The organism is Centipeda sp. (in: firmicutes) (genome assembly GCF_057271695.1).
Genome location: NZ_DBHIVL010000155.1, coordinates 1 through 1178, shown reverse-complemented (window position 1 = coordinate 1178; position 1178 = coordinate 1). Strand labels below are relative to the sequence as shown.

General features: G+C 52.1%; 4 protein-coding genes. 2 read left to right on the top strand and 2 right to left on the bottom strand.

What is annotated here, in order from left to right:
• Window positions 1-128: 128 nt before the first annotated feature.
• Window positions 129-278 carry a secretion protein HlyD gene (locus ACO6BQ_RS12615; RefSeq protein ID WP_489121504.1) on the bottom strand — a complete coding sequence of 50 codons (150 nt, stop codon included), beginning with the start codon at window positions 276-278 and terminating at the stop codon, window positions 129-131.
• Window positions 279-350: 72 nt separating this feature from the next.
• Here ACO6BQ_RS12615 and ACO6BQ_RS12610 point away from each other — a divergent pair, with 72 nt between their 5' ends.
• Window positions 351-623, top strand: a complete 273-nt coding sequence (locus ACO6BQ_RS12610) for a type II toxin-antitoxin system Phd/YefM family antitoxin (RefSeq protein WP_489121502.1) — start codon at window positions 351-353, stop codon at window positions 621-623.
• A complete protein-coding gene (locus tag ACO6BQ_RS12605; protein WP_489121499.1) occupies window positions 616-873 on the top strand; it encodes a Txe/YoeB family addiction module toxin in 258 nt (85 codons plus the stop codon). Before ACO6BQ_RS12610 ends, ACO6BQ_RS12605 begins: the two co-directional genes overlap by 8 nt.
• A gap of 37 nt (window positions 874-910) precedes the next feature.
• On the opposite strand, the gene ACO6BQ_RS12600 is transcribed toward ACO6BQ_RS12605, so the two are convergent.
• Entirely contained in the window at window positions 911-1171 is a 261-nt protein-coding gene (locus tag ACO6BQ_RS12600; protein WP_489121506.1) for a hypothetical protein, read from the bottom strand.
• Between the last annotated feature and the right edge of the window lie 7 nt (window positions 1172-1178).

Below are 1178 nucleotides of genomic sequence, written 5' to 3'. Positions count from 1 at the left end.
TCTTCAGCTCCCTCTCGTTCATCATCCCGGCAGAGTAAAAGGTATATCTGAAAACGGAAAAAGCGCAGCCGCGTGTGTGGCTGCGCTTTTTGTTTATACACGCGGATGCGTGTTTTCGTTAAGGCAACTTACGGAAGCACTGATAAATTCAGCACCGCCGTCTTAGCACATCTTTTTCGCCCTGTCTGTGCCCTAGAATCCTCCACATAGCTTTGGCTATGCGTCCGGTTTGTCTCCTTGACAGGACAAAAAATCTGTACCAATCCGACAGACTTCATTTTATCAGCGATTCCTTACTTCTTGCTTTTTGTACGAGCTTTGGTACAATAAAAGTGAAAGGGGGTGATTGTATGGTGGCAGTGAATTTTTCGACGCTGCGCAGTAATCTGAAGTCCTATTGTGATGCTGCCTCACGGGATGCGGAGACGATTATCGTGACACGGCGCAATGAGGAGAATGTTGTGCTGATGAGCCTTGAAAACTATAACAATCTGATGGAGCATGTCTTTCTGATGAGTGATCGGCGCAATTATGCACACATTATTGAGGGCATCGAACAGCTGCGCGCGGGGCGCGTGATGGAGCGGTCGACAGCAGAACTGGAGAGGCTTGTCGATGAATAAGGTGTTCTCGGAGAATGCATGGCGGGACTTCATGGAGTGGGGACAGGAGGATCGCAAGACTGCACGCAAGATCAATGATCTGCTGAAGGATATTGAGCGGAACGGGCACGATGGGCTAGGCAAGCCGGAATCCCTGCGTCATGACCTCACGGGCTATTGGAGCCGTCGCATCACGCAGAAGGATCGCCTGATCTACACATTCGATGAGAAGAATAGCTATATCGCCGCCTGCAAGGGGCACTATGAATAAGAGCGGAGTGCGTGCCATGCGGCAAGGCTCCGCTCTTTCACACAATATGATATTTCTTCCACGGGATCTGATTGAGTCGCACCGCGTTCAAAAAATCTACGATGTCCTTGCGTCCGTAGTACTGTGGCCTGCCGTCGTTCGCGAGGCTCATGAGGATGATCGGCATGCCGGGGAAGAAGCGCATCAGGGCGCGTCGGGTCTGTGTCGACTTGATGGTGTAGCGCGTGACCTCGGGAGCGACGTGGACGACGGCGAAGGTCACACCCTGCTCGATGATGACGGCTCCCTCGATGGTCATGTGCATC

Coding starts and splice junctions, on each gene's coding strand:
- ACO6BQ_RS12605 (WP_489121499.1), top strand. CDS start 616: ATGAATAAGGTGTTCTCGGAGAATGCATGGCGGGACTTCATGGAGTGG.
- ACO6BQ_RS12600 (WP_489121506.1), bottom strand. CDS start 1,171: ATGACCATCGAGGGAGCCGTCATCATCGAGCAGGGTGTGACCTTCGCC.
- ACO6BQ_RS12615 (WP_489121504.1), bottom strand. CDS start 278: ATGAAGTCTGTCGGATTGGTACAGATTTTTTGTCCTGTCAAGGAGACA.
- ACO6BQ_RS12610 (WP_489121502.1), top strand. CDS start 351: ATGGTGGCAGTGAATTTTTCGACGCTGCGCAGTAATCTGAAGTCCTAT.